Genomic DNA, 21,600 nt, shown 5'->3' with positions numbered 1-21,600 from the left:
AAAGGTGATGCGAGGAAAGTAGGCTGGGGCTTGACCCCTTGGGAAGATCTATTATCAGATGACCTATCTTCTGAAAAGCAGATAAAGCCATGTCCCTGACGTTGCGCCAAGTTCGCTACTTTATCGCCACCGCCGAAATCGGCCAGATTTCCCAGGCGGCGATTCATCTGAACATCTCCCAGTCGGCCGTGACCACCGCGATCAAGGAGCTGGAGGCGATGCTCGGCGTGCAGTTGTTCGTGCGCTCGGCCCAGGGCATGAACCTGACCGACGCCGGGCGGCACTTTCTGAACCGCGCCTACGTGATCGTGCGCAGCGTGGATGACGCACTGAACAGCCCGCTGCCGGACTACCGCGCCAGTGGCGTGCTGCGTGTCGCCGCCAGCTACACCGTGCTCGGCTACTTCCTGCCCCACCACCTGCAGCGCATGGAACACTGGCACCCGGACGTGACCATCGAGGTGTTCGAACAGGAGCGGCAGGCCATCGAACACGGCCTGCTCGACGGCCAGTTCGACATGGCCGTGGTGCTCACCGCCAACCTCACGCACCCGGATATCGTTTCCGAAATCCTGTTCAATTCGGAACGCCGGCTGTGGCTGCCCAGCCACCATCCCTTGTGCGAGCGCGGCGCCGTCAGCCTGGCCGACGTGGCGCAAGAACCGTACATTCTGCTGACCGTCGATGAAGCCGAACACAGCGCCATGCGCTACTGGGAACAGGCCGGGCAAACGCCCAAGGTGCGGCTGCGCACCAGTTCGGTCGAGGCCGTGCGCAGCATGGTTGCCAACGGCAGCGGCGTGGCGATTCTGTCGGACCTGGTGCACAGGCCCTGGTCGCTGGAAGGCAAACGCATCGAAACCCTGACCGTGACCGACCCGGTAGCGCCCATGAGCGTCGGCCTGGCCTGGCACCGCGAACGGGCATTTACCCCCGCCATGCAGGCCTTCCGGGATTACTTCCACGACGCCTTCCTCGCGCCGCAACAACTCTCGGCACGGCGCTAGAGCCGCGACTGCAACAGGGCGGCCAGCCAATCCATAAAAACCCGCACCCGCTGCGGCACATGCCGCTGCCCGGCGTACAGCAACGACACGTCCAGCGCCGGCGCCGGGTAGTCCGGCAAGATGGCCACCAGCTCGCCACTGTCGAGTAAATCGCGAATGCCCAGCACGGGCACCTGGGTAATGCCAAAGCCGCCCAGGCATGCCGCCTTGTACGCATCGGTGCTGTTGACCGTGACCCGCCCCGCCATCGGAACACGCTGCACTTTGTTGCCCTGCAGGTATTCGAAGCCCGCCGAACGTGAACCCAATGGCCGCACGTAATGCACCAACTGGTGATGCGCCAGGTCGGCCAGGGTTTCGGGCATGCCATAGCGCTGAACGTACCTGGCACTGACGCAGTTGATCATCGGCATGCTGCACAACCAGCGCGCCACCACCGACTGATCCGGCTGCGCGCCCACCCGCAACACACAATCGAAACCTTCCGCGAGCAGGTCGACCTGGCGGTCGGTGGTGCTGATTTCCAGCTCGATCAACGGGTGTGCGTGCATAAAGTCGGGCAGGCGCGGCAGGATCAAATCCCGCGCCATGACGTTGGGCATGTCCACGCGAATACGCCCGCTCAATTGCGCCTCATCCTGGCGAAACAGGCCTTCGAGTTCCTCCATGTGTGACAACAGGTCTTTGCTGCGCGCATACAACACGCGCCCGTCCTGAGTCGCTTGCACCTTGCGCGTGGTGCGCTGCAACAGGCGCGCCCCGAGCAGTTCTTCCAGCGCCTGCACATGCTCGGACACGGTGGAGCGCGGCAGGCCGAGGCTCTCGCCCGCCTGGGTGAAACTCGACAATTCGGTGACTCGCACGAAGGTCCGCAAAAGCTCAAGTTTGTTCATGGGATTGTTCGCCTTATCCGGCCAGTGATTCCGATTTACCTGTGTTTATCACGTTATGGGCGGACAAATACACTGGCTCGCACCATCACACTCAGAGGCACTCACCATGACCCGTAAAATCGCACTGATCACCGGCGCCAGCCGCGGCTTGGGCAAAAGCGCTGCGCTGCATTTGGCGGCACAAGGCGTCGACATCATCGGCACTTACCACAGCGCTTCGGGCGAAGCCCAAGCGGTGAAGGCACAGATCGAAGCCCTCGGTGGCCGCGCCGCCATGCTGCAACTGGATGTGAGCCAGAGCGGCACGTTCAATGACTTCGTCGGCGAGATCGCCACGGTGCTCAAGGATGTGTTCGCACGGGACCACTTCAACTTTCTGATCAACAACGCCGGGATCGGCGCCCACGCCAGCTTTGCCGAGACCACCGAGGAACAGTTCGACCGCCTGGTGGCTATCCACTTCAAGGCGCCGTTTTTCCTGACCCAGAAACTGCTGCCGCTGATCAGCGATGGCGGGCGCATCATCAATATTTCCAGCGGCCTGGCGCGTTTCAGCCTGCCTGGGTATGCGGCGTATGCGTCGATGAAAGGCGCGGTGGAAGTGCTGTCGCGCTACCAGGCCAAGGAGCTGGGGCCGCGCGGTATCACCGTCAACACCCTGGCACCCGGCGCGATTGCCACTGACTTCAGCGGCGGCGCCGTGCGCGATAACCCGGCGCTGAATGCAATGGTCGCCAACAACACCGCGCTGGGCCGAGCCGGTTTGCCCGACGATATTGGCGGGGCGATTTCGACCCTGTTGGCCGAGGGCAGCAACTGGATCACCGGGCAGCGCATCGAAGCCTCGGGCGGCATGTTTCTGTAAGCATTCTGCGCTAGCATCAATGCCTTCAGATCACTGACAGGCAATCACCGATGAGTTTTGATCCAGGCTTGGCCGGTGGCATGGGCGTGATGGCCGCTGTGGTCGACAGCGGCAGTTTCGCCCGCGCCGCCGATAGCCTGGAGATAACCCCTTCGGGGGTCAGCCGGGCGATTTCGCGGCTGGAAAAACGCTTGGGGATTCGCCTGTTCGACCGCACCACCCGCGCGGTGCAATTGACCGATGAGGGGCGACGTTTCTACCAGGAAATCGCGCCCTTGCTGGCCGGCCTCGAAGACGCCGCCAACGCGGCGGCCGACAGTGCGCTCACCGTACGTGGGCGTTTGCGGGTGAATATCGACCCGTACTTCTCGCGATTGGTGTTGGGCCCGGTGTTGGGCAACTTCATGCGCAGTTATCCGCAACTGCAACTGGACCTGCACACCCGTGACCAACTCGGTGACCTGGTCGCCGATGGCTTTGACCTGGCCATTCGCTTCGGCATCCCGCAATCCTCCTCGCTGATCGCCCGCAAACTGATGGAAGTGCGTGTGCTCACCGTGGCCTCCCCGGCCTACCTTGAACAATTCGGTCGACCGCGCATTCCGCAAGACCTGGAACACGGGCATATGTGTCTGGATTTTCGCGACTCGCAAACCGGGCGTCCGTTTGCCTGGGAATTCCACCGCGCTGGCGAGCAGGTCATCGTACGCACCGATGGCCGCCTGGTGGTCAACGACGCCAGCACGTTGTACAGCGTGTGTGAGCACGGCCACGCGGTGGCGCAAATGCTCGATTTGGGCCTGGCGCCGGCGCTCAAGGCCGGCAGCCTGGTGGAGTTGTTTCCCGACTGGCCGGACGAGCGTTTTCCGTTGTACGCCTACTACCCGTCGCGGCATTTGCCCGCCGCGAAGGTGCGGGCATTTCTGGATTTTGTCGCGTCGCTCAAGCTTGGCTAGGCAGCCGTTGCTGGACGATTTTTTCCCGAATCACGTCATAGCCCCAGTGGTACACATAGGTGTACGGCAGGAAGAACAGCAGTACGCCGATGTCGAGGATGAACGCCTCCAACAGGCTGATCTTCAACACGCCGGCAATCAGCGGCACCGCCAGGATGATCAGGCCACCTTCAAACAACAGCGCATGCAGCACCCGGGTCCAGCCGCCGTTGGCCAGTTGCAGCCGCGCTTTGAGGCGATCGAACAGGCTGTTGAAAATGATGTTCCAGGTCAGCGCCAACACGCTGACACCCAAGGTGACTGCGCCCATTTCCAGGGCCGGCCTGCCGGTGATCCAGACCAGCAGCGGCGTACAGATCAACAAGGCCAACCCTTCAAAGCCCAGGGCCTGGCAAACACGTTCAGTAATCGATTTGGTAGGGTTCATAACCCGGCTCCGTGAATGACTAGGGTTGCCATCATTACCCTGCGAACCGATACTTCATAACCAATAACCATCGATCAGGGCGATAGTCATGGCCTCAAATGAAGTGCTGCAGGCGTTTGTGCAGGCGGCCACCCAAGGTTCGTTTTCGGCCGCGGCGCGCAAATTGGGCAAGAGCCAGTCCACGGTCAGTGCGGCGGTGGCGAGCCTGGAAATTGACCTGGATGTGGTGTTGTTTGATCGCAGCAGCCGCAAACCGACGCTCACCCCGGCCGGCCACGTGTTGTTACAACGCGCCGAACAGGTGCTGGAGGCCAGCAGTCGCCTGGAGTTGGCGGCCAGCCAATTGGCTCAGGGCCTGGAGCCGAAGTTGAGTATCGCCATGTCCGATACGTACCAGTCGGAACGCTTTGAACTCGCCCTCAAAGCCTTCGAACAACGCTACCCGGACCTGGAGCTGGAATGGCTGATCGCCGAGTGCGAAGACCTGATCGCCCTGGTGCAAAGCGGCCGCGCCCAGATTGCGCTGATCGAAGCCCAAGAGGTTTACCCGCCCGACCTGACCCGCGCGCCCGTGGCGGAGCGCACGGAAATCGCCCTGTTCGTCGCCCCCGCCCATCCCTTGGCCAGCCTGCAAAACATCGACCAGCACGCCTTGCAGCAACACCGTGAACTGCGCCTGGCGAGCATCATCAGCCCCAATGAAACCAGGCCAGCGGGCCGTGTGTGGTCGGCGCCGAGTTTTCTGATGCTGATGGAAATGGCCCAACTGGGCTTCGGCTGGGCGGCGCTGCCGCGCTGGCTGGTGGAGCGCTTCGGCAATGCCGGGCTGGTTGAACTCGATGTGCGCAGTTGGCCGCGGTCGGTGGCGGTGGATGCGCTGTGGTCGCGGCAACACCCGCCGGGGCCGGCGGGGAGCTGGATGTTGCGGCAGATGCTGGAATGATTCTTCCAGGCACCCTAGAGGCCTAACTGTGGGAGCGGGCTTGCTCGCGATGGTCGCGGGTCAGTCACAAATGTACTGGCTGGCCGGCCGCCTTCGCGAGCAAGCCCGCTCCCACAGTGGAAGGGTGTTGGATTTTAGATGTGTGTCAGGCCGCAGCGCATTGCGGTGGGCGGTGGTTCTGGAAGTATTCATGCACGTCGCGCAGTGCCGGCAACTCCAGGGCTTGCGCCGAAAAACACAAACCGACTCGACGCGTCGGCGCCGGCAGGTGCCATTCGCGAATCACCACCCCGGCCCGCTCGGCCGCCATCGACTGCGGCAACATCGCCACGCCCACGCCAGCAGCCACCATGTGCAACGCCTGGGTCAGCGAACCGGCATGCCCAGCCACCGCTTGCGGCGAGCGGCCGTAGAGCGCCATCAACCGTTGGTGAGAGTCGTGCTGCGGGCACGTGATCCAGTCTTCAATCGGGGCCCATGCCTGTTCTGTGCCGGCCAGGGCCATCGGGTGCAACGCCGGTAATGCCATCACGTAGGACTCTTCCCAGAGCGGCAGGAACAATTCGTCCTCGCAGCACATTTCCTCCACGGCCAAACGCCCATCGCCTTCGCAGCCTTCCTGCAGCGTCAGCAACAAACCCGGCAGCCCTTGGTGCGCCATGCGCAGGAACGTTTCGATCTGGCTGTCGGCGATATCGCCTTCCACGCCCAACTCCAGCGCGATACGGTTTTCACGCCCGCGAAACAATCGGCTCAAGGCCTCCGCGTCGGCGACCATGCGCCGCGCTTGCGGGTACAGCACCCGCGCTTGCTCACTGACGTCCACGCCGCGTGGCTGGCGCACAAACAGCGCTACGCCAAGCTCGTCTTCCAGTTGCTTGATGGTCACCGACAGGGTCGGCTGGCTGATAAACAAACGCTGGGCGGCGGCGGTGATGTTGCGTTCTTCGAACACCGCGAGAAAGGCTTTGAGGTGACGCACATCCATAGCTTTATCCGATGGCAGACAGAGAAATAAGGCATTTTTCAGCCTTTACGTCGGTAAATATACTGCGAGCACGACTCAGTTATCGACTTTTCTTATTCCAGGAGTGCATTCATGAGCAAGCCACTGATCATCATCACCGGCGCCAGTTCCGGTATTGGCGAAGCCACCGCCCGCCGGTTGTCGGCCGCCGGTCACCCGTTGTTGCTGTTGGCGCGGCGCATTGACCGTCTAAACGATCTGGCACTGCCCAACACCTTGAGCCGTGGCGTCGACATCACCGACCGCGCGGCCCTGGTCGCCGCGGTGAACGAAGCCGAAGCCCAATTCGGCCCGGCCGATGCCCTCATCAACAATGCTGGCGTGATGCTGCTGGGCGCAGTCAGTGAGCAAGACCCGGCGCAGTGGGAGCAGATGTTCGACGTCAACGTGAAGGGCCTGCTCAACGGTATCCACGCGGTAGCCGCCAGCATGGTTGCGCGCAAAAGCGGCACGATCATCAACGTGAGTTCCGTGGCCGGGCGCAAGACCTTCCCGAACCACGTCGCTTATGTCGGCACCAAGTTCGCCGTGCATGGGATTTCGGAAAACCTGCGCGAAGAATTATCGCCAAGCAATGTGCGCGTCATCACCATCGCCCCAGGCGCAGTGGAAACCGAGTTGCTCGGCCATACCACCGATGAGGCGATCAAAAGCGGATATCAGGCCTGGAAACAGGCGATGGGCGGCACCGTGTTGAGTGCCGATGATGTGGCGTCGGCCATTGCCTATGCCTATCAGCAGCCGCAGCATGTGTGCATTCGTGAGATCGTGCTGGCCGCAACGCGCCAGCAGCCGTAAACCGATGGGGGAGCTGGCTTGCCAGCGCCCACCGTTGTTCGTCATTGCCTGGGTGATTTGAGTTCGGCCAGACGCCGCTCTATGAAGCGTTTTTCTGGGGTTTGCAGGGTCAGTGACAGGGCTTTTTCGTACGCTTCACGGGCGTCTTCGGTTCGCCCCAGTTGCCGACAAAACTCCCCGCGTGCCGAATGCGCCAAGTGGTAATCCAGCAACTCCCCGCGCCGCAAAATGCCTTCCACCTGCTCCAAACCGGCCAATGGCCCTTGCCACATGGCAAACGCCACGGCGCGGTTCAATTCGATCACCGGAGAGGGCACGGCCCTGAGCAACACATCGTAAAGCCCGACGATCTGCGGCCAATCCGTCTCGCCGGCGCTCGGGGCTTCGGCGTGTACCGCCGCAATCGCCGCTTGCAGGCAATACGGTCCAAAGCGCCCCGTTGTCAGTGCTTGTTCCACCAACGCGCAGCCTTCCGCGATCAAGGACGCATCCCACAAGGCGCGGTCCTGTTCATCCAGCAACACCAACTCACCGCCCGCCGAAGTGCGCGCCGCTCGGCGGGATTCGTGCAGCAGCATCAGCGCCAGCAAGCCCATGACTTCAGGCTCGGGCAGCAACTCCAGCAGCAAGCGGCCAAGGCGGATGGCTTCGCGCGTCAGTTCCTCACGGGTGAGGTCGGCGCCCATGGACGCCGAATACCCTTCGTTGAACACCAGGTAAACCACGCGCAGCACACTCTCTAAACGCTCGGGCAACGCGTCGAGGGACGGGACTTGGTAGGGAATCTTCGCCTCGCGGATCTTGCCTTTGGCGCGCACGATGCGTTGGGCAATGGTGGTGGGCGTGGTGAGAAAGGCGCGGGCGATTTCCTCGGTGGTGAGGTCACAGATCTCACGCAAGGTCAGCGCCGTCTGGGCGTCGGGCGCCAGTGCCGGGTGGCAGCAGGTGAAGATCAGGCGCAGGCGGTCGTCTTCCACGTCTTCCTCACTCCAGTGCGCCGCTTCCAGTGCGTCGGCCTGCGCCTGCAGCAACGGGGTAAAGCGCGCCTGACGGCGCAGGCGGTCGATGGCTTTGAAACGGCCGGTCGACACCAACCACGCCCGCGGATTTCTCGGCACCCCGTCTTGCTGCCAGCGCTCGACCGCGACGAAGAACGCCTCGTGCAAGGCTTCTTCGGCGAGGTCGAAATCACCGAGCAGGCGAATCAGCGTGGCCAGCACGCGCCGTGATTCGCTGCGGTAAATCGCCTCCAGCTGAGGCGTCAATCGGGCATACCTTGGGTCACCAACGTCACCAGGCGATCCAGGCTCTGGCCCCAGCCGTCATGAAAGCCCATGGCTTCGTGGGCCTGTTTGTCGGCTTCGCTCCAGTGCATGGCGCGGGCGGTATAGAGGGTTTTGCCGTCGACCTCTTCGAAGGTGACTTCGGCGGTCATGAAGGGCTTGTCCGACGGCACCCACCCCGGCGCATACGCGTCGGTGAACACCAGCCGGCTCGGCGCTTCGATCTCCAGAAACACGCCTTGGGTCGGGTATTCGGCGCCATCCGGCGCGCGCATCAGCGTGCGGAACACGCCGCCGACCCACAGGTTCATTTCGCACTCGGGGGTGGTCATGCCGTGCGGCCCCCACCATTGCTGCAACAGCGCGGGGGTGGTCCAGGCGCGAAACACTTTGCTGCGGGGCGCATCGATCAAACGGCGGATGGACAGTTCAAATTCAGCCGGCTGGGTGTTCATGGGTAAACCTCCTTGAGTCTTGTGGTGGTTGTCTTCAGAGATTCAATTCGCGCACGGGGCGCACTTCCACACTGCCGACCCGGGCCGCCGGAATGCCACCGGCCACCTGGATCGCTTCATTCAAGTCCTTGGCTTCGATCAGGTAAAACCCGGCGAGCTGTTCCTTGGTTTCGGCAAACGGTCCGTCGGTGATCGACAGCTTGCCATTGCGCTTGCGCACGGTGGTGGCGGTGCTCACCGACTCCAGCGGCTCGGCGGCAAGCATCCGCCCGCTGGCCTGGATAGCCTGGGCATAGGCGAAACATTCCGGGTCTTCGGGGCTGTCCGGCGAGGTGTGCAGCACCTGTTCGTTGCTGTAAATCAGGCAGAGGTATTTCATGGCGCTCTCCGTTTTCGGCCTATCCACTATAGTTCCCGGCGATCAGGGTTCCAGCCCGAACAGCGCGGTGCCGCTGTGCATATCGAAAGGGGCCGACCAATGCTCATGCACCACACGCCATTGGCCGTCGATCCGCTGGTAACCGGCGGTCACGCGCATCCAGCACGCGTTCACGACGCCATCCGGCCCGGCGCCGCCGCAGTGGGCCAGCCAGTGCGCAAACGCGCTGTCAGGCGCTTCCACAATATGCAGCTCATGAAACTCGAAAATACCCGGGCCGGGGCAATGCTTCATGCATTCGTCCCAATGCGCACGGTAGGCAGCCTTACCTTTGAATTGCAGTGCAGTAACAGCGTCGAACGAGACGATATCGTCGGCATAAAAGCTGACAATCTTGTCGATATCCCGGGCAAGCACGGCTTGCTTCCATTGATCGATCAGGCGGTTGATGGCGGTGCTCATGGCGATACTCCTGGGGCGGGGGAAATCACAAGGGACACCCTTAGTCGAATGACTCATCGGCCAATCGACAGTCCGTTGAAAAATACTTTCGCCGCCGGCAAAGCCGCTAGAATCCGCGCTTCTTTGTAGGATTTCGGATACGCCCCCCCGATGGAAACTCGCCTCGTCCCCTATGAGACGCTGAGCCTTGTGCAAAAACAGCAACTCGACACGCTGCAAGTGCATCCCGAGCAACTGGCGTTCTGCGGCGATATCTACTGCGCGCTGAACAGCCTGCTGGTTAACCCCAACCCTGCGGCCATCAAAGGGTTCGCCCTGCTCGCCGACGACCTTCCGGTGGCATTCCTGCTGCTTAAACGCCCGCCTTGCCTGCCCCATTGGGCGAGTGAACACAGCGCGACCCTGCATGCGTTGCAGGTGGATCGACAGCAGCAAGGGCGCGGGTTCGGCAAAGCGTGTTTACAGGCGCTGCCGGCGGTGGCGAGGCAGGCATGGCCGCAGATCAAGGGGTTGGAGTTGTCGGTGGACGCGGACAATGTGGCGGCAATGGGCTTGTACCTGGCCGCCGGATGGGTGGACAGCGGGGAGGCCTATAGGGGCCGGATCGGGTACGAGCGCAGGCTGACGCTGGTAATCGCCGAGTGACGTGACACCTGTGGCGAGCGGGCTTGCCACAGGATCGAGGGTTTACTTGGCTTCGACCGGCAACCAGATCTCCACACTGCCGATGCCCTTGCGCGCGTCAAAATCTGCGCTGTAGCGCTCGAAATCCGCCCCGGCGACCTTGTAGCCCGAGTGCGGCAACCACTCGAACATGATCCGCTCGTACGTCTGCTCCAGCGCCTGCACCGGCCCGTAGTGCGGGAACACGGCGTAGTGATGCGCAGGAATTTCGATGCACTCAAAGTTACTCGGCACCTCGTCTTTGCTCGGCACTTCAACCCCGGCCATGTAATCGAATTCGCCGTGATTGGGGTTATGACAAACACCATAAGTCACGCCGCCGACACGACGCTTGATCTCTTTGAAGCAGGTGTCAAACAACTCCCACAATTTGGGAATATCACCCACGGTGGCCTTCGAATACCGCCCTTGCACGCCCGCGATCACCAGGGCCTTGCCGTCTTCCATACGTGGCTGCAACGGTTGTGTTGTTTGCTGATCCATCTGAACAGTCTCCTTCTTATAAGGGAACAAACCCGTATCGAGTATAGGGGCATATCCGCGCTGTGCCGCCTACAGAAATTTTTCCAGCGGCATCTGGACAATTGGCCATCATCGACCGTATTGTCTGCCCCGCAGGCCACCGCAGTGGCCGACGTCGCTCGGACGGTTCCGGGCGCTTACGTACCTCGAGGCACCCATGGCAGACCAAGGTTCGCCGCGCCGCTTTGCGCGCATAGATCGACTCCCCCCTTACGTGTTTAATATCACTGCCGAGCTGAAGATGGCTGCGCGTCGGCGCGGCGAAGACATCATCGACTTGAGCATGGGTAACCCTGACGGCGCCACTCCACCACACATCGTGGAGAAAATGGTCACCGTCGCCCAGCGTGAAGACACCCACGGCTACTCCACCTCCAAAGGCATTCCGCGTCTGCGTCGGGCGATTTCGCGCTGGTACAAAGACCGCTATGCGGTGGACATCGACCCGGAAACCGAAGCCATCGTCACCATTGGCTCCAAGGAAGGCCTCGCGCATTTGATGCTGGCCACCCTGGACCAGGGCGATACCGTGCTGGTGCCCAACCCGAGCTACCCGATTCACATCTACGGTGCCGTGATTGCCGGCGCCCAGGTGCGTTCGGTGCCGCTGGTGCCCGGCGTGGACTTCTTCGCCGAGCTGGAGCGAGCGATTCGTGGCTCGATCCCCAAACCGAAGATGATGATTCTGGGCTTCCCGTCCAACCCCACCGCGCAGTGCGTGGAGCTGGATTTCTTCGAACGGGTCATCGCCCTCGCCAAGCAGTACGACGTGCTGGTGGTGCATGACCTGGCCTACGCCGACATCGTCTACGACGGCTGGAAAGCCCCGTCGATCATGCAAGTGCCCGGCGCCAAGGACATTGCCGTGGAGTTTTTCACCCTGTCCAAGAGCTACAACATGGCCGGCTGGCGCATTGGTTTCATGGTCGGCAACCCGGAGCTGGTCAACGCCCTGGCGCGGATCAAGAGCTACCACGACTACGGCACCTTTACCCCGCTGCAAGTGGCGGCGATTGCGGCGCTGGAAGGCGATCAGCAGTGCGTGAAAGACATCGCCGAGCAGTACCGCCAGCGCCGTAATGTGCTGGTCAAAGGCCTGCATGAGCTGGGCTGGATGGTCGAGAATCCGAAGGCGTCGATGTACGTCTGGGCGAAGATTCCCGAGGCATATGCCGCCATGGGCTCGCTGGAATTTGCCAAGAAACTGCTGCTGGAGGCGAAGGTGTGTGTGTCGCCGGGGATCGGATTTGGTGAGTACGGCGACGACCATGTGCGCTTTGCGCTGATCGAGAACCAGGACCGGATTCGCCAGGCGGTGCGCGGTATTCGCGGGATGTTCCGGGCGGATGGCCTGGTGACTAAAGCCTGACCCGAGCCAGCAGTAGACATACGCTAAAAAAATGTGGGAGGGGGCTGGCTCCCGATAGCAGTGGGTCAGTCACCAGATGCAGTGACTGACACTCAGCAATCGGGAGCAAGCCCCCTCCCACATTTGGATTGGGTTTTCACCCATGTCGTGTGGTGTTGCTTACACCACCAACGACAGCAACATGATAAAGATCAGCGCCACCACCGACAGGATGGTTTCCATCGCCGTCCAGGTCTTGAAGGTCTCGGCCACGGTCATGTTGAAGTACTGCTTCACCAGCCAGAACCCTGCATCGTTGACGTGAGACAACACCAACGACCCCGCCCCCGTCGCCAACACCAGCAGCTCACGGTTCACGCCTGGAATCATGCCCACCACCGGCACCACAATCCCCGCACCGGTAATGGTCGCCACGGTCGCAGAACCGGTGGCCACCCGAATCACCGCCGCCACCAGCCACGCCAGCAGGATCGGGTTGATCTGCGCATTCACGGCCATATGGCCAATCACATCACCCACGCCGCTGGTGACCAGCATTTGCTTGAAACCACCGCCGGCACCAATGATCAGGATGATCGCCGCCGTCGGTGCCAGGCTGGCGTCGAGCAACTTGAGGATTTGCTTGGAATGAATGCCCTGGCGATGGCCAAAGGTGTACAGCGACAGCAGCAGCGCCAGCAGCAACGCGGTGATCGGGTGACCGATCATGTCCATCCAGTTACGGATCGCGTGGCCGTCCGGCAGTGCGACGTCAGCGAAGGTTTTGAGCAGCATCAGGAACACCGGCAGCAGCACGGTGATCAAGGTGATGCTGAAGCTCGGCAAGTCTTTGGACGCAGGCTCGCGGGCCAGTTGGTCGACCAGTTCCTGGGACGGGTTGCCCGGGATGTACTTGGCGATAAACGTGCCGAAGATCGGACCGGCAATGATGGCGGTCGGCAGGGCAACGATCAGGCCGTACAGGATGGTCTTGCCGATGTCCGCGCCGAACACGCCGATGGCCAGCAGCGGGCCCGGGTGCGGTGGCACCAGGCCGTGCACTGCCGACAGGCCGGCGAGCAACGGGATGCCGATTTTGATCAACGACACGCCCGTGCGGCGCGCGACGATAAACACCAGCGGGATCAGCAGCACAAAGCCGATCTCGAAGAACAGCGGGATGCCCACCAGGAACGCGGCGAACATCATCGCCCACTGGACTTTCTCTTTGCCGAAGGCGCGGATCAAGGTTTGTGCAATCTGATCGGCGCCGCCGGATTCAGCCATCATTTTGCCGAGCATCGTGCCCAGCGCGAGGATGATGCCGACAAAGCCAAGCACACCGCCGAAGCCGTCCTGGAAGGCCTTGATGATCTTGTCCACGGGCATGCCCGAGGTCAGGCCGAGGAAGCCGGCCGCGATGATCAGTGCAATGAACGGGTGCACCTTGAACTTGGTGATCAAAAAGATCAGCCCGATGATAGTGACCACTGCGTCTAGCAGCAGGTAGGACTCTTGGGACATGCCAAACATGGGGGGTCTCTCCTGTTTGTTGTTGTTATTAAAGCGGGTATTGAATTTCTCGCCGGGGATAGCGCTACCTTTCCGGCAAAAAATCAGTGAGTTGGTTCAAAGCCGTGTTGCAGCCACCAGGCATTGGTTTGCTCGGCCAGGTCCTGGATGCTGTCTTCGCTGGCGTTGAGCGCCAGGGTCAGCGGCTCGCCCACGGGCGATTCAAGGGTGGCGAACTGGCTGTCGATGAGGCTTGCCGGCATGAAATGGCCGGGGCGATGGGACACGCGGTCGGCGGCGACTTCACGGGTCAGCTCCAGAAATACAAAGCCCAGGCCCGGCGCGGCTTCGCGCAGGTGGTCGCGGTATTTTTTCTTGAGGGCTGAACAGGTGAGCACGGGGTGTTCGCCGGCCTTCAGTGCGCGGCGCAGTTCATCGCAGAGGATGTCGAGCCAGCCGGCGCGGTCGTCGTCGTTGAGGGGGTGGCCAGCGCTCATCTTTTCGATGTTCGCGGCAGGGTGAAAGCTGTCGCCTTCAATGGCGGTGGCGCCGTTCAGGTGGCACAAGGCTTCGCTGACGCTGGACTTGCCACAGCCGGAAACACCCATGATGACCAGGGCGGTAACAGGTTGACTCATGAAACACCTCAGGACGCAGATAGCGCTACCTTCGCACGCTGTAAGGCTAGTGCAAAAACAGGCTTTTCCCGCGCCGACTTGTCTTTTTTTATGGAGTGACGCGTGCATCCTCGCCAAACGACCTACACAAGAACAGAGCGGATCAGGCAACCCAATGTTCAAGCATTTGCAGCCGTTTGGAGACAGCGCTACCTTAGTGCCTCGATTTTTGTTTGGCAACCGCCTGATGACCTCCAAGAACGATAAAAATACCCGCACAACCGGTCGCCCGACCCTCAATGAAGTGGCGCGCCTGGCTGGCGTCAGCCCGATTACCGCCTCCCGAGCCCTGCGCGGCATCAGCACGGTGGCCACCGAACTGGTGGAAAAAGTGCAACTGGCCGCCGCCGAACTCAACTACGTGGTCAACCCGGCTGCCCGCGCCCTGGCGTCAGCGCAAAGCCACTCGGTGGTGGTGCTGGTGCCGTCGTTGTCGAACCTGCTGTTTATCGAAACCCTCGAAGCCATCCACCAAGTGCTGCGGCCCAAGGGCTTCGAAGTGCTGATCGGCAACTCGCACTATTCGCGCGATGAAGAAGAAAACCTGCTGCGCAACTACATGGCCTACCAGCCACGGGGTTTGCTGCTGACCGGCTTTGACCGCACCGAAAGCGCGCGACGGATGGTCGAGGCCAGCAATGTGCCGTGTGTGTACATGATGGACCTGGACCCTAACGCCGGCGTGAACTGCGTGGGGTTTTCGCAACTGAGTGCTGGCGAAACGGCAGCGGCGCATTTGCTGTCCCGAGGGCGCAAGCGCCTGGCCTATATCGGCGCGCAGCTGGACCAACGCACGTTACTGCGCGGTGAAGGCTTCCGCCGCGCCCTGCAACAGGCTGGCCTGTACGACCCGGCGCTGGAACTGCTGACGCCACGCCCCTCCTCCGTCGGCCTGGGTGGCGAGCTGTTTTTGCAACTGCTGGCGGCGCACCCGGACGTGGATGCGATTTTCTTTGGCAACGACGACCTGGCCCAAGGCGCGCTGCTGGAAGCCATGCGCCACGGCATCAAAGTACCGGAGCGCGTGGCGGTGCTGGGCTTTAACGATTTGCCGGCGTCATCCTTCATGGTGCCGCGCTTGAGCAGCATCAGCACACCGCGTGAAGCGATTGGGCGGCGCGCGGCGGAGCATTTGTTGACGATCATGGCGGGCAACAAAATTGCCAAGCCGGTGGTGGACATGGGGTTTGAGTTGCAGGTGCGCGAGAGCAGCTGACTTTCTAACGGCCGAATACAATCAAACAGTGGGAGCTGGATTGCCTGCGGTGGCCATTGGTATCTACACATTTTTTACGGGTTGAGTGCTGTGGTTGTCCCGTACACCCCACCACTCGGCACCTCGCCTAGGCTCGGTGTGCCAGAACGAAGGCTTTGGACCGTGGGCCGCCGCCATGGGCCATCCTTGGCCCATCGCGGCTAACCCGGCGTCCTGCCGGGTTACCCACGCTCCAAAGCCTGCGTTCGGCAAGCGTGGTTAACGGGGCGCCTAAGATCAAAATCAAAAACAGATCACAGTCAAAAGCAAAGCACGGCGGCCTGAGTGGTTAGATCAAAAGCACAAGCGAAGTGGTGTGTCAGTTGATGGAGTGGGTGACTGGCACACCGCATTCGCGAGCAAGCCCGCTCCCACATTTGGAACTGGGTACATCAGGCAGAGGGTGGGCTGCTCTTCGGACTGTATTGGGTCAATCTGGGAGCTGGCATGGGGTCTGCGACTGGGTTTGCCTGATGTACCGAGGTGTCTGCATCGCAGGCAAGCCAGCTCCCACAGAAAAGCAGAGCACTGCGGTGCTGGCAACTGAACTCGGTCAACATTGTGGGAGCGGGCTTGCTCGCGAAGGCGGTGGCTCAGTCGGCTTATTTGTAACTGACCCACCGCTTTCGCGAGCAAGCCCGCTCCCACATTTGGATCTCATTTCATCCGGTAAAAGTGCTGTTGCTGTGCTTTTGCCCTGCTTTTGCTTCTACCACTCAGGCCGGCTACTAGGCCGCCGTGCTCTGCTTTTGATCTTGATCTGACAGGCCCCGTTAACCACGCTGGCCGAACGCAGGCTTGAATCCGTGGGTAACCCGGCAGGACGCCGGGTTAGCCGCACTGGGCCAAGGATGGCCCATTGCGGCGGCCCACGGATTCAAGCCGGAGTGAGGGCATGCCGAGCCTAAGCGAGGCACCGAGTGGTGGGGCAAAGACCTTTTGGTTACTTTTGGGGCGTTTGCCAAAAGTGACCCGCTGTAAGAGCGGAACCCATAGCCGCCGTTACCGCAGCAACGGATATGTACCCAATCCACCGAAACGCCTCAGAACAACCCAAAGCGTTGCGTAGAGACCTATGGCTATCACAGCCAACCCAGCTCCCACATTTTTACCGTGCCCGCTTGACCTGTAAGAGGCCTGTAGGACGCGGCTGACATTGCAGTAAGCGCCTTGCCCAGCTGCCTACGCTTACGTCAGAATCCGCCGGCTTGTGCGCTTGGGTATGGAGTTCTAAGGTTCGCCGGTCACTGAATTTCTCGGTGATCGGGTTTAGTAGCCCGACTGTTGGACACTCTTAGTGCATGAGCCTCATCTGAGTTTGATGGCGGCTGTGCGTAGGGCACCTTCGGGTGCGCCGGCTTTGAGTGTCCACCGGTCTACTAACCTGCGTACAGCTGCCACCCTTCGTTTAGTAGCGATACGGCGGCGGCCTATTCCAGGACGCTTAAATGATCAAAGAAACTGAAAAACCGCCAATCACTCTTTTCACCATTACGCCTGACACCCCAACCGAAACCCTGTTGATCAACAGCTACGAAACCGTGTGCTCCGTCAGCACCTTGTTGCTCGACCTGTCCGACGACCTCACCGGCAAACACCGCGATCTCGCCCTCGCCATTCACCAACTGAGCGAGCTATCCGTCTTGATGGTCGGCACAGCCATGGACCAGCACACACCGCGAACCTAAAGCCCTGCTCGGTCAAAAATGTGGGAGCGGGCTTGCTCGCGAAGGCGTTGTATCAGCTACAAATAGGCTAACTGACCCACCGCATTCGCGAGCAACCCAGCTCCCACATTTTGACCGTGCCCGCTTAAGACCCTCGCTGTCATCTACGCCCCCTGCTAGATTGGCCATTCACCATCGTCAGGGAAGCACCATGGCACACTCACTGAAAATTCTCGGCCGCACGTCCTCCATCAACGTGCGTAAAGTGCTCTGGACCTGCCAGGAACTGGGCATCGACTACGTGCGCGAAGACTGGGGCATTGGCTTCAAGCCCACCCAGTCCGCCGAATTCCTCGCCCTGAACCCCAACGCCCAAGTGCCGGTGCTGATCGACGACCACGGCGTGTTGTGGGAGTCCAACACCATCTGCCGCTACCTCATCGGCCTTTACCAACGCACAGACCTGCTGCCCGCCGAACCCGCGCCACGCGCGCGGGTCGAGCAATGGGTGGACTGGCAAGCCAGCGAACTCAACCGCGCCTGGGGCGATGCCTTCACCGCGCTGGTGCGCAACAACCCGGACGGCCTGGACGCCACGCAGATTGCCGCCGCCGTGCAGGTGTGGAACGACAAGATGGGCCTGCTGGAACAGCAGTTGGCCAACACCGGTGCTTATGTCGTCGGGGATGAATTTACCCTCGCCGATATCCTCATCGGCCTCTCGGTGCACCGCTGGCAGAACACGCCCATGGAACGCCCGCCCTACCCCGCGATTGCAGCGTACTACCAGCGCCTCAGCGGGCGCCAAGGCTTCAAGACCTTTGCCCTCGACGGCCACAACTAACACAAGGACTCACCGTGAACGGACTCAACGTACTGCTGACCGGCGCCTGCGGAAGAATCGGCAAGACCTTTTTCGAAGCCTCGAAGGAGCGCTACCGCTTCACCCTCACCGACCGCCTCGCACCGGATTTCGATGTCGGTGAACACCGCTTCGTGCACGCCGACCTCAGCGATAAAACCCGCCTCGCGGCCCTGCTGGATGGCATCGACGTGATCGTGCACCTGTCGGGCATCCCCCACGCCAGCGCGTCGTTCGACGCGTTGCTGCCGAACAATATCCTCGCCACCACCTACCTGTTCGAAGCGGCCGTGGCGGCGGGTGTCAAGCGCCTGGTATTCGCCAGCAGCGCGCAGACCATCGAAGGCTACCCGGTGGACCGCCAAATCACCCCAGGCATGCCGGTGATGCCCGCCAACCTCTACGGCGTGAGCAAATGCTACGGCGAGGCACTGTGCGGCTATTACGCGGCGAAAACTCCGCTCTCCACGATTGCGCTGCGCATCGGCGCCTTCGAGTTCACCGAAACCCACGAGCTCAATAATGCCCGCGACCTCAGCGCCTGGCTCAGCCCGCGTGATGCCGTGCAACTGCTGCAACGCTCGGTGGACGCTGAAGGGGTGAAGCACCTGATCGCCCACGGTATTTCCAATAACCGCTTCAAGCGCCTGGACTTGAGCGAAACCACGCGGGTGCTGGGCTATCAACCGCTGGATGACGCCTTTGAGACCTTCAAGATCCCCATCACCTATTGAGCCTCTGCGCCATAAAAGCGTGAAAGCTGACACCCAGGCGCAATAAATCGGCGAATGTGTGGCCTGCCGCACGCAACTTCACAAGCGCCGATTTCCGTTAGCCCGCTAAGATTCCAGCTCACTGCCCCTGGAATCTGCCCATGTCGACACTCACCGCCTCAGCCACGGAAGGCATCGACCCGATCCGTGCCGCCCATATCAGCGCGCGCATCGACCGCCTACCCGCCGTCGCCACTCTTTGGCGCCTGGTGGCCTTGTTGTCAATCGGCGGCTTTTTCGAGCTGTATGACCTGTTCCAGACCGCCTACATCAGCCCCGGCTTGATCAGCGACGGAATTTTCCACACCGGCAGCGAAGGTGTGTTTGGCTTCTCCGACCAGGCGGCGTTTGCCTCGGCGACCTTTCTGGGCCTGTTCCTTGGCGCCAGCCTGCTCAGCCCCATCGCCGACCGCTTCGGGCGCCGGGCGATTTTTACCTTCGCGCTGATCGGGTACACCGTGGCGACCGTGCTGATGGGTATTCAAACCTCCGCGCTGGGCATCATCTGCATGCGTTTTCTGGTGGGCATCGGCCTGGGCATCGAGCTGGTGACCATCGACGCTTACCTCTCGGAACTGGTGCCCAAGCGCATGCGCAGCTCGGCGTTTGCGTTCGCGTTTTTCATTCAGTTTCTGTCGGTGCCGGCGGTGGCGTTGATGTCGTGGTGGCTGGTGCCCCAGGCGCCGTTCGGGGTGTCCGGCTGGCGCTGGGTGGTGCTGAGCAGTGCCGTGTTTGCGTTATTTATCTGGCAACTGCGCAAGCGCCTGCCGGAATCACCCCGTTGGCTGGCGCAAAAGGGCCGCTTTGACGAAGCCGGGCAGATCATGGACAGCCTCGAAGCACGCTGCCAACGCGATCACGGCAAACCGCTGGATGAGCCCGTACCCGAAGCGGTCAGCGTGCACGGCAGCGGGCGTTTTGCGGATATCTGGCAACCGCCCTACCGCCGCCGGGCACTGATGCTGATCGTGTTCCATGTGTTCCAGGCCATCGGCTTTTTCGGCTTCGGCAATTGGTTGCCGGCGTTGTTGTCGGGTCAGGGCGTGAGCGTGACCCATAGTTTGATGTACGCCTTTATCATCACCCTCGCCTACCCGCTGGGACCGCTGCTGTTTGTGAAGGTGGCCAATCGTTTTGAAAACAAATGGCAAATCGTCGGTTCGGCGATGGGCGCGATGATCTTCGGCAGCCTGTTCGCCCTGCAAACCACCGCGGTGGGGCTGGTGATCTGCGGGGTGATGATCACATTCTGCAATGCCTGGCTGAGCTTCAGTTACCACTCCTACCAGAGCGAATTGTTCCCGACCAATATCCGCGCACGGGCGGTGGGGTTCTGCTATTCGTTCAGCCGCTTGTCGACGGTGTTCAGCAGCCTGTTGATCGGGTTCATTCTTGAGCATCTGGGCACGCCGGGCGTCTTGGCGTTTATTGCCAGCAGCATGTTGATCGTGATGATCACCATCAGTTGGTTCGGGCCGCGTACGCGTAACCTGGCGCTGGAGAATATCGCCCACTGACGGCAACGCTTGGCCGCCGGCAGGACAACGCTTGCCGCGACGGCCGCGCCAGCCCCCGTAAAAGCGCGGATTTGGCACTCGGCATGCTATTTGCTCCAGCTGTCGCACCGAACACATTTACGCAGGTGACCGATCATGCTGGTTAACAATAACGCCCAAGCCGTGTCGACCGTCGAAAAGCTCAAGCGCACCGACATGGACCCCGCCAACGCCGCTGCCAGCACGCTGTACAGCGGTGCCGTGCAAGCGGCTCAGCAAAGCGTCACCGTGCCGGCCGCGCAGCAGGACCTGAACAAGGCCAACGACCGAATCGACGAAGCCTTCGCCAAGACCCGTGTGCAGTTGCAAGCCACGACGGCAGCACCTACGGCGGCAACCGACGTACCGGCGACGGGCTCGACCACCAGCACCGCGCGTGCGGATTTCACCGACTACATGAGCAAATCCCCGGCGGAACGCATCCGTGAGCAATTGCTCAAGGAGCAGGGTTTGACCGAAGCACAAGTGCAGGCAATGCCGCAGGAAAAACAGGACGCGATTGCCAAGCAAGTGGCTGATCGCGTGAAGCAGCAGCAAGATCAGCAAGTAGCGGCGAAAGCCACTGACCCGGCGCAGGCGGTTAAAGAAACCCTGGCGGCGATTTAACAGACACCGCTGATCACAGGTGGGCGCTGGCTGGCCCGAGATGCAGAAACCCGGGTGTATCAGGTACACCGAGTTGATGCGATCGCAGGCACGCCAGCGCCCACAGAGGTTGGGTTAGCACGGCGGTAACGTATCTACTGCAATTGCAGGGTCGAGTTGAACTGACTGATCGCATCCACCACATGCCGTGACCCTTCCTGAATCTCCAGGATCACCTGCCCCGCCTCATTCGCCAGTTCCACCCCCAGCCCGGTGCGGCTCAGGCTCGACTGCATGCTCGACACTGCGCTCAGCGACAGGTCGTGGTTTTTGCGCACCACATCGACAATCTCCACGGTTGCCTGGCTGGTGCGCGCTGCGAGGCCGCGCACTTCGTCGGCCACCACCGCAAATCCACGCCCATGTTCGCCCGCCCGCGCCGCCTCAATCGCCGCGTTGAGCGCGAGCATATTGGTTTGTTCGGCAATGCCACGGATGGTCTGCACGATGGCGCCGATGATGTCTGACTGTTTGTTGACCGCGTCGATGCTTTGGGCCGCCTGATTCAGGTCGCTGGAAATCGCTTCGATGATCTGCACGGTTTGCTGCACCACCTCCGAGCCCTTGCGTGCGCAGGCGTCGTTTTGCACCGAAGTGGCGTGGG

General features: G+C 61.3%; 23 protein-coding genes and 1 pseudogene. 13 read left to right on the top strand and 11 right to left on the bottom strand.

The features are described from left to right. Nucleotides 1-89: 89 nt before the first annotated feature. On the top strand, nucleotides 90-1,007 hold the full coding sequence (locus tag JFT85_RS22540; RefSeq protein ID WP_053257656.1) for a LysR family transcriptional regulator: 918 nt from the start codon (nucleotides 90-92) through the stop codon (nucleotides 1,005-1,007). Here JFT85_RS22540 and JFT85_RS22535 read toward each other — a convergent pair. Beyond that, nucleotides 1,004-1,900, bottom strand: a complete 897-nt coding sequence (locus tag JFT85_RS22535; protein WP_073638135.1) for a LysR family transcriptional regulator — start codon at nucleotides 1,898-1,900, stop codon at nucleotides 1,004-1,006. The genes JFT85_RS22540 and JFT85_RS22535 overlap by 4 nt on opposite strands. Before the next feature lie 106 nt (nucleotides 1,901-2,006). On the opposite strand from JFT85_RS22535, the gene JFT85_RS22530 reads away from it, so the two are divergent. Together JFT85_RS22530 and JFT85_RS22525 are read left to right on the top strand one after the other, a co-directional pair. Beyond that, nucleotides 2,007-2,765, top strand: a complete 759-nt coding sequence (locus JFT85_RS22530) for an SDR family NAD(P)-dependent oxidoreductase (RefSeq protein WP_069553678.1) — start codon at nucleotides 2,007-2,009, stop codon at nucleotides 2,763-2,765. A gap of 50 nt (nucleotides 2,766-2,815) precedes the next feature. Then, the gene (locus JFT85_RS22525; protein WP_201230431.1) at nucleotides 2,816-3,721 is read left to right on the top strand and encodes a LysR family transcriptional regulator; all 906 of its coding nucleotides are present in this window, start codon (nucleotides 2,816-2,818) and stop codon (nucleotides 3,719-3,721) included. On the opposite strand, the gene JFT85_RS22520 is transcribed toward JFT85_RS22525, so the two are convergent. Beyond that, entirely contained in the window at nucleotides 3,708-4,148 is a 441-nt protein-coding gene (locus JFT85_RS22520; protein WP_053257660.1) for a multidrug/biocide efflux PACE transporter, read from the bottom strand. The two genes, JFT85_RS22525 and JFT85_RS22520, sit on opposite strands and share 14 nt — an antisense overlap. Before the next feature lie 88 nt (nucleotides 4,149-4,236). On the opposite strand from JFT85_RS22520, the gene JFT85_RS22515 reads away from it, so the two are divergent. Then, nucleotides 4,237-5,091 carry a LysR family transcriptional regulator gene (locus JFT85_RS22515; RefSeq protein ID WP_053257661.1) on the top strand — a complete coding sequence of 285 codons (855 nt, stop codon included), beginning with the start codon at nucleotides 4,237-4,239 and terminating at the stop codon, nucleotides 5,089-5,091. A gap of 145 nt (nucleotides 5,092-5,236) precedes the next feature. Here JFT85_RS22515 and JFT85_RS22510 read toward each other — a convergent pair whose 3' ends face one another. Next, the gene (locus JFT85_RS22510; RefSeq protein ID WP_069553680.1) at nucleotides 5,237-6,079 is read right to left on the bottom strand and encodes a LysR family transcriptional regulator; all 843 of its coding nucleotides are present in this window, start codon (nucleotides 6,077-6,079) and stop codon (nucleotides 5,237-5,239) included. A gap of 111 nt (nucleotides 6,080-6,190) precedes the next feature. Between JFT85_RS22510 and JFT85_RS22505 the strand changes: the two genes are divergently transcribed. Next, a complete protein-coding gene (locus JFT85_RS22505; protein ID WP_069553681.1) occupies nucleotides 6,191-6,916 on the top strand; it encodes an SDR family oxidoreductase in 726 nt (241 codons plus the stop codon). A 41-nt stretch (nucleotides 6,917-6,957) separates the two neighbouring features. Here the strand turns inward: JFT85_RS22505 and JFT85_RS22500 are convergent, their stop codons facing one another. Genes JFT85_RS22500 through JFT85_RS22485 form a run of 4 tightly spaced genes read right to left on the bottom strand, consistent with a single transcriptional unit; the run spans nucleotide 6,958 to nucleotide 9,495 of the window. Next, entirely contained in the window at nucleotides 6,958-8,181 is a 1,224-nt protein-coding gene (locus tag JFT85_RS22500) for an RNA polymerase sigma factor (protein ID WP_053257662.1), read from the bottom strand. Next, a complete protein-coding gene (locus tag JFT85_RS22495) occupies nucleotides 8,178-8,654 on the bottom strand; it encodes an SRPBCC family protein (RefSeq protein ID WP_053257663.1) in 477 nt (158 codons plus the stop codon). Before JFT85_RS22495 ends, JFT85_RS22500 begins: the two co-directional genes overlap by 4 nt. A gap of 34 nt (nucleotides 8,655-8,688) precedes the next feature. Further along, nucleotides 8,689-9,033 carry a YciI family protein gene (locus JFT85_RS22490; protein ID WP_053257664.1) on the bottom strand — a complete coding sequence of 115 codons (345 nt, stop codon included), beginning with the start codon at nucleotides 9,031-9,033 and terminating at the stop codon, nucleotides 8,689-8,691. A gap of 42 nt (nucleotides 9,034-9,075) precedes the next feature. Beyond that, nucleotides 9,076-9,495, bottom strand: coding sequence for a YybH family protein (locus JFT85_RS22485; protein WP_201230429.1), 420 nt, complete (start codon nucleotides 9,493-9,495; stop codon nucleotides 9,076-9,078). Between the two features lie 150 nt (nucleotides 9,496-9,645). Between JFT85_RS22485 and JFT85_RS22480 the strand changes: the two genes are divergently transcribed. Next, nucleotides 9,646-10,140 carry a GNAT family N-acetyltransferase gene (locus tag JFT85_RS22480; RefSeq protein ID WP_053257666.1) on the top strand — a complete coding sequence of 165 codons (495 nt, stop codon included), beginning with the start codon at nucleotides 9,646-9,648 and terminating at the stop codon, nucleotides 10,138-10,140. Nucleotides 10,141-10,182: 42 nt separating this feature from the next. Here JFT85_RS22480 and JFT85_RS22475 read toward each other — a convergent pair whose 3' ends face one another. Next, complete coding sequence (locus tag JFT85_RS22475) at nucleotides 10,183-10,662, bottom strand: GyrI-like domain-containing protein (protein ID WP_073638141.1); 480 nt, start codon at nucleotides 10,660-10,662, stop codon at nucleotides 10,183-10,185. A 196-nt stretch (nucleotides 10,663-10,858) separates the two neighbouring features. On the opposite strand from JFT85_RS22475, the gene alaC reads away from it, so the two are divergent. Continuing rightward, nucleotides 10,859-12,070 carry an alanine transaminase gene (gene alaC / locus JFT85_RS22470; RefSeq protein WP_053257668.1) on the top strand — a complete coding sequence of 404 codons (1,212 nt, stop codon included), beginning with the start codon at nucleotides 10,859-10,861 and terminating at the stop codon, nucleotides 12,068-12,070. A gap of 159 nt (nucleotides 12,071-12,229) precedes the next feature. Here the strand turns inward: alaC and JFT85_RS22465 are convergent, their stop codons facing one another. After that, entirely contained in the window at nucleotides 12,230-13,582 is a 1,353-nt protein-coding gene (locus JFT85_RS22465) for a GntP family permease (protein WP_053257669.1), read from the bottom strand. An 83-nt stretch (nucleotides 13,583-13,665) separates the two neighbouring features. Continuing rightward, nucleotides 13,666-14,199, bottom strand: coding sequence for a gluconokinase (locus JFT85_RS22460; RefSeq protein WP_053257670.1), 534 nt, complete (start codon nucleotides 14,197-14,199; stop codon nucleotides 13,666-13,668). Between the two features lie 223 nt (nucleotides 14,200-14,422). On the opposite strand from JFT85_RS22460, the gene JFT85_RS22455 reads away from it, so the two are divergent. The 6 genes from JFT85_RS22455 to JFT85_RS22430 all read left to right on the top strand — a co-directional run bounded on the left by JFT85_RS22455 (nucleotide 14,423) and on the right by JFT85_RS22430 (nucleotide 20,957). Next, entirely contained in the window at nucleotides 14,423-15,454 is a 1,032-nt protein-coding gene (locus JFT85_RS22455; protein ID WP_162232032.1) for a LacI family DNA-binding transcriptional regulator, read from the top strand. A gap of 1,487 nt (nucleotides 15,455-16,941) precedes the next feature. Continuing rightward, nucleotides 16,942-17,181: a DUF6124 family protein gene (locus JFT85_RS22450; RefSeq protein ID WP_069553717.1), complete on the top strand. Its 240-nt coding sequence runs from the start codon at nucleotides 16,942-16,944 to the stop codon at nucleotides 17,179-17,181. A gap of 190 nt (nucleotides 17,182-17,371) precedes the next feature. After that, nucleotides 17,372-18,004, top strand: a complete 633-nt coding sequence (locus tag JFT85_RS22445; protein WP_201230427.1) for a glutathione S-transferase family protein — start codon at nucleotides 17,372-17,374, stop codon at nucleotides 18,002-18,004. 14 nt (nucleotides 18,005-18,018) lie between these two features. After that, a complete protein-coding gene (locus JFT85_RS22440) occupies nucleotides 18,019-18,756 on the top strand; it encodes an NAD-dependent epimerase/dehydratase family protein (protein ID WP_053257673.1) in 738 nt (245 codons plus the stop codon). A 140-nt stretch (nucleotides 18,757-18,896) separates the two neighbouring features. Beyond that, entirely contained in the window at nucleotides 18,897-20,312 is a 1,416-nt protein-coding gene (locus JFT85_RS22435) for an MFS transporter (protein ID WP_201230425.1), read from the top strand. A 135-nt stretch (nucleotides 20,313-20,447) separates the two neighbouring features. After that, the gene (locus JFT85_RS22430) at nucleotides 20,448-20,957 is read left to right on the top strand and encodes a hypothetical protein (RefSeq protein ID WP_201230423.1); all 510 of its coding nucleotides are present in this window, start codon (nucleotides 20,448-20,450) and stop codon (nucleotides 20,955-20,957) included. Between the two features lie 134 nt (nucleotides 20,958-21,091). Here the strand turns inward: JFT85_RS22430 and JFT85_RS28790 are convergent. Continuing rightward, nucleotides 21,092-21,508, bottom strand: a pseudogene (locus tag JFT85_RS28790) (methyl-accepting chemotaxis protein); the annotation flags it as partial. Nucleotides 21,509-21,600 lie beyond the last annotated feature (92 nt).

Source organism: Pseudomonas sp. TH04, from assembly GCF_016651355.1.
In the GTDB taxonomy this organism is placed as follows: domain Bacteria; phylum Pseudomonadota; class Gammaproteobacteria; order Pseudomonadales; family Pseudomonadaceae; genus Aquipseudomonas; species Aquipseudomonas fluorescens.
This window is presented reverse-complemented; position numbering and strand designations above follow the sequence as displayed.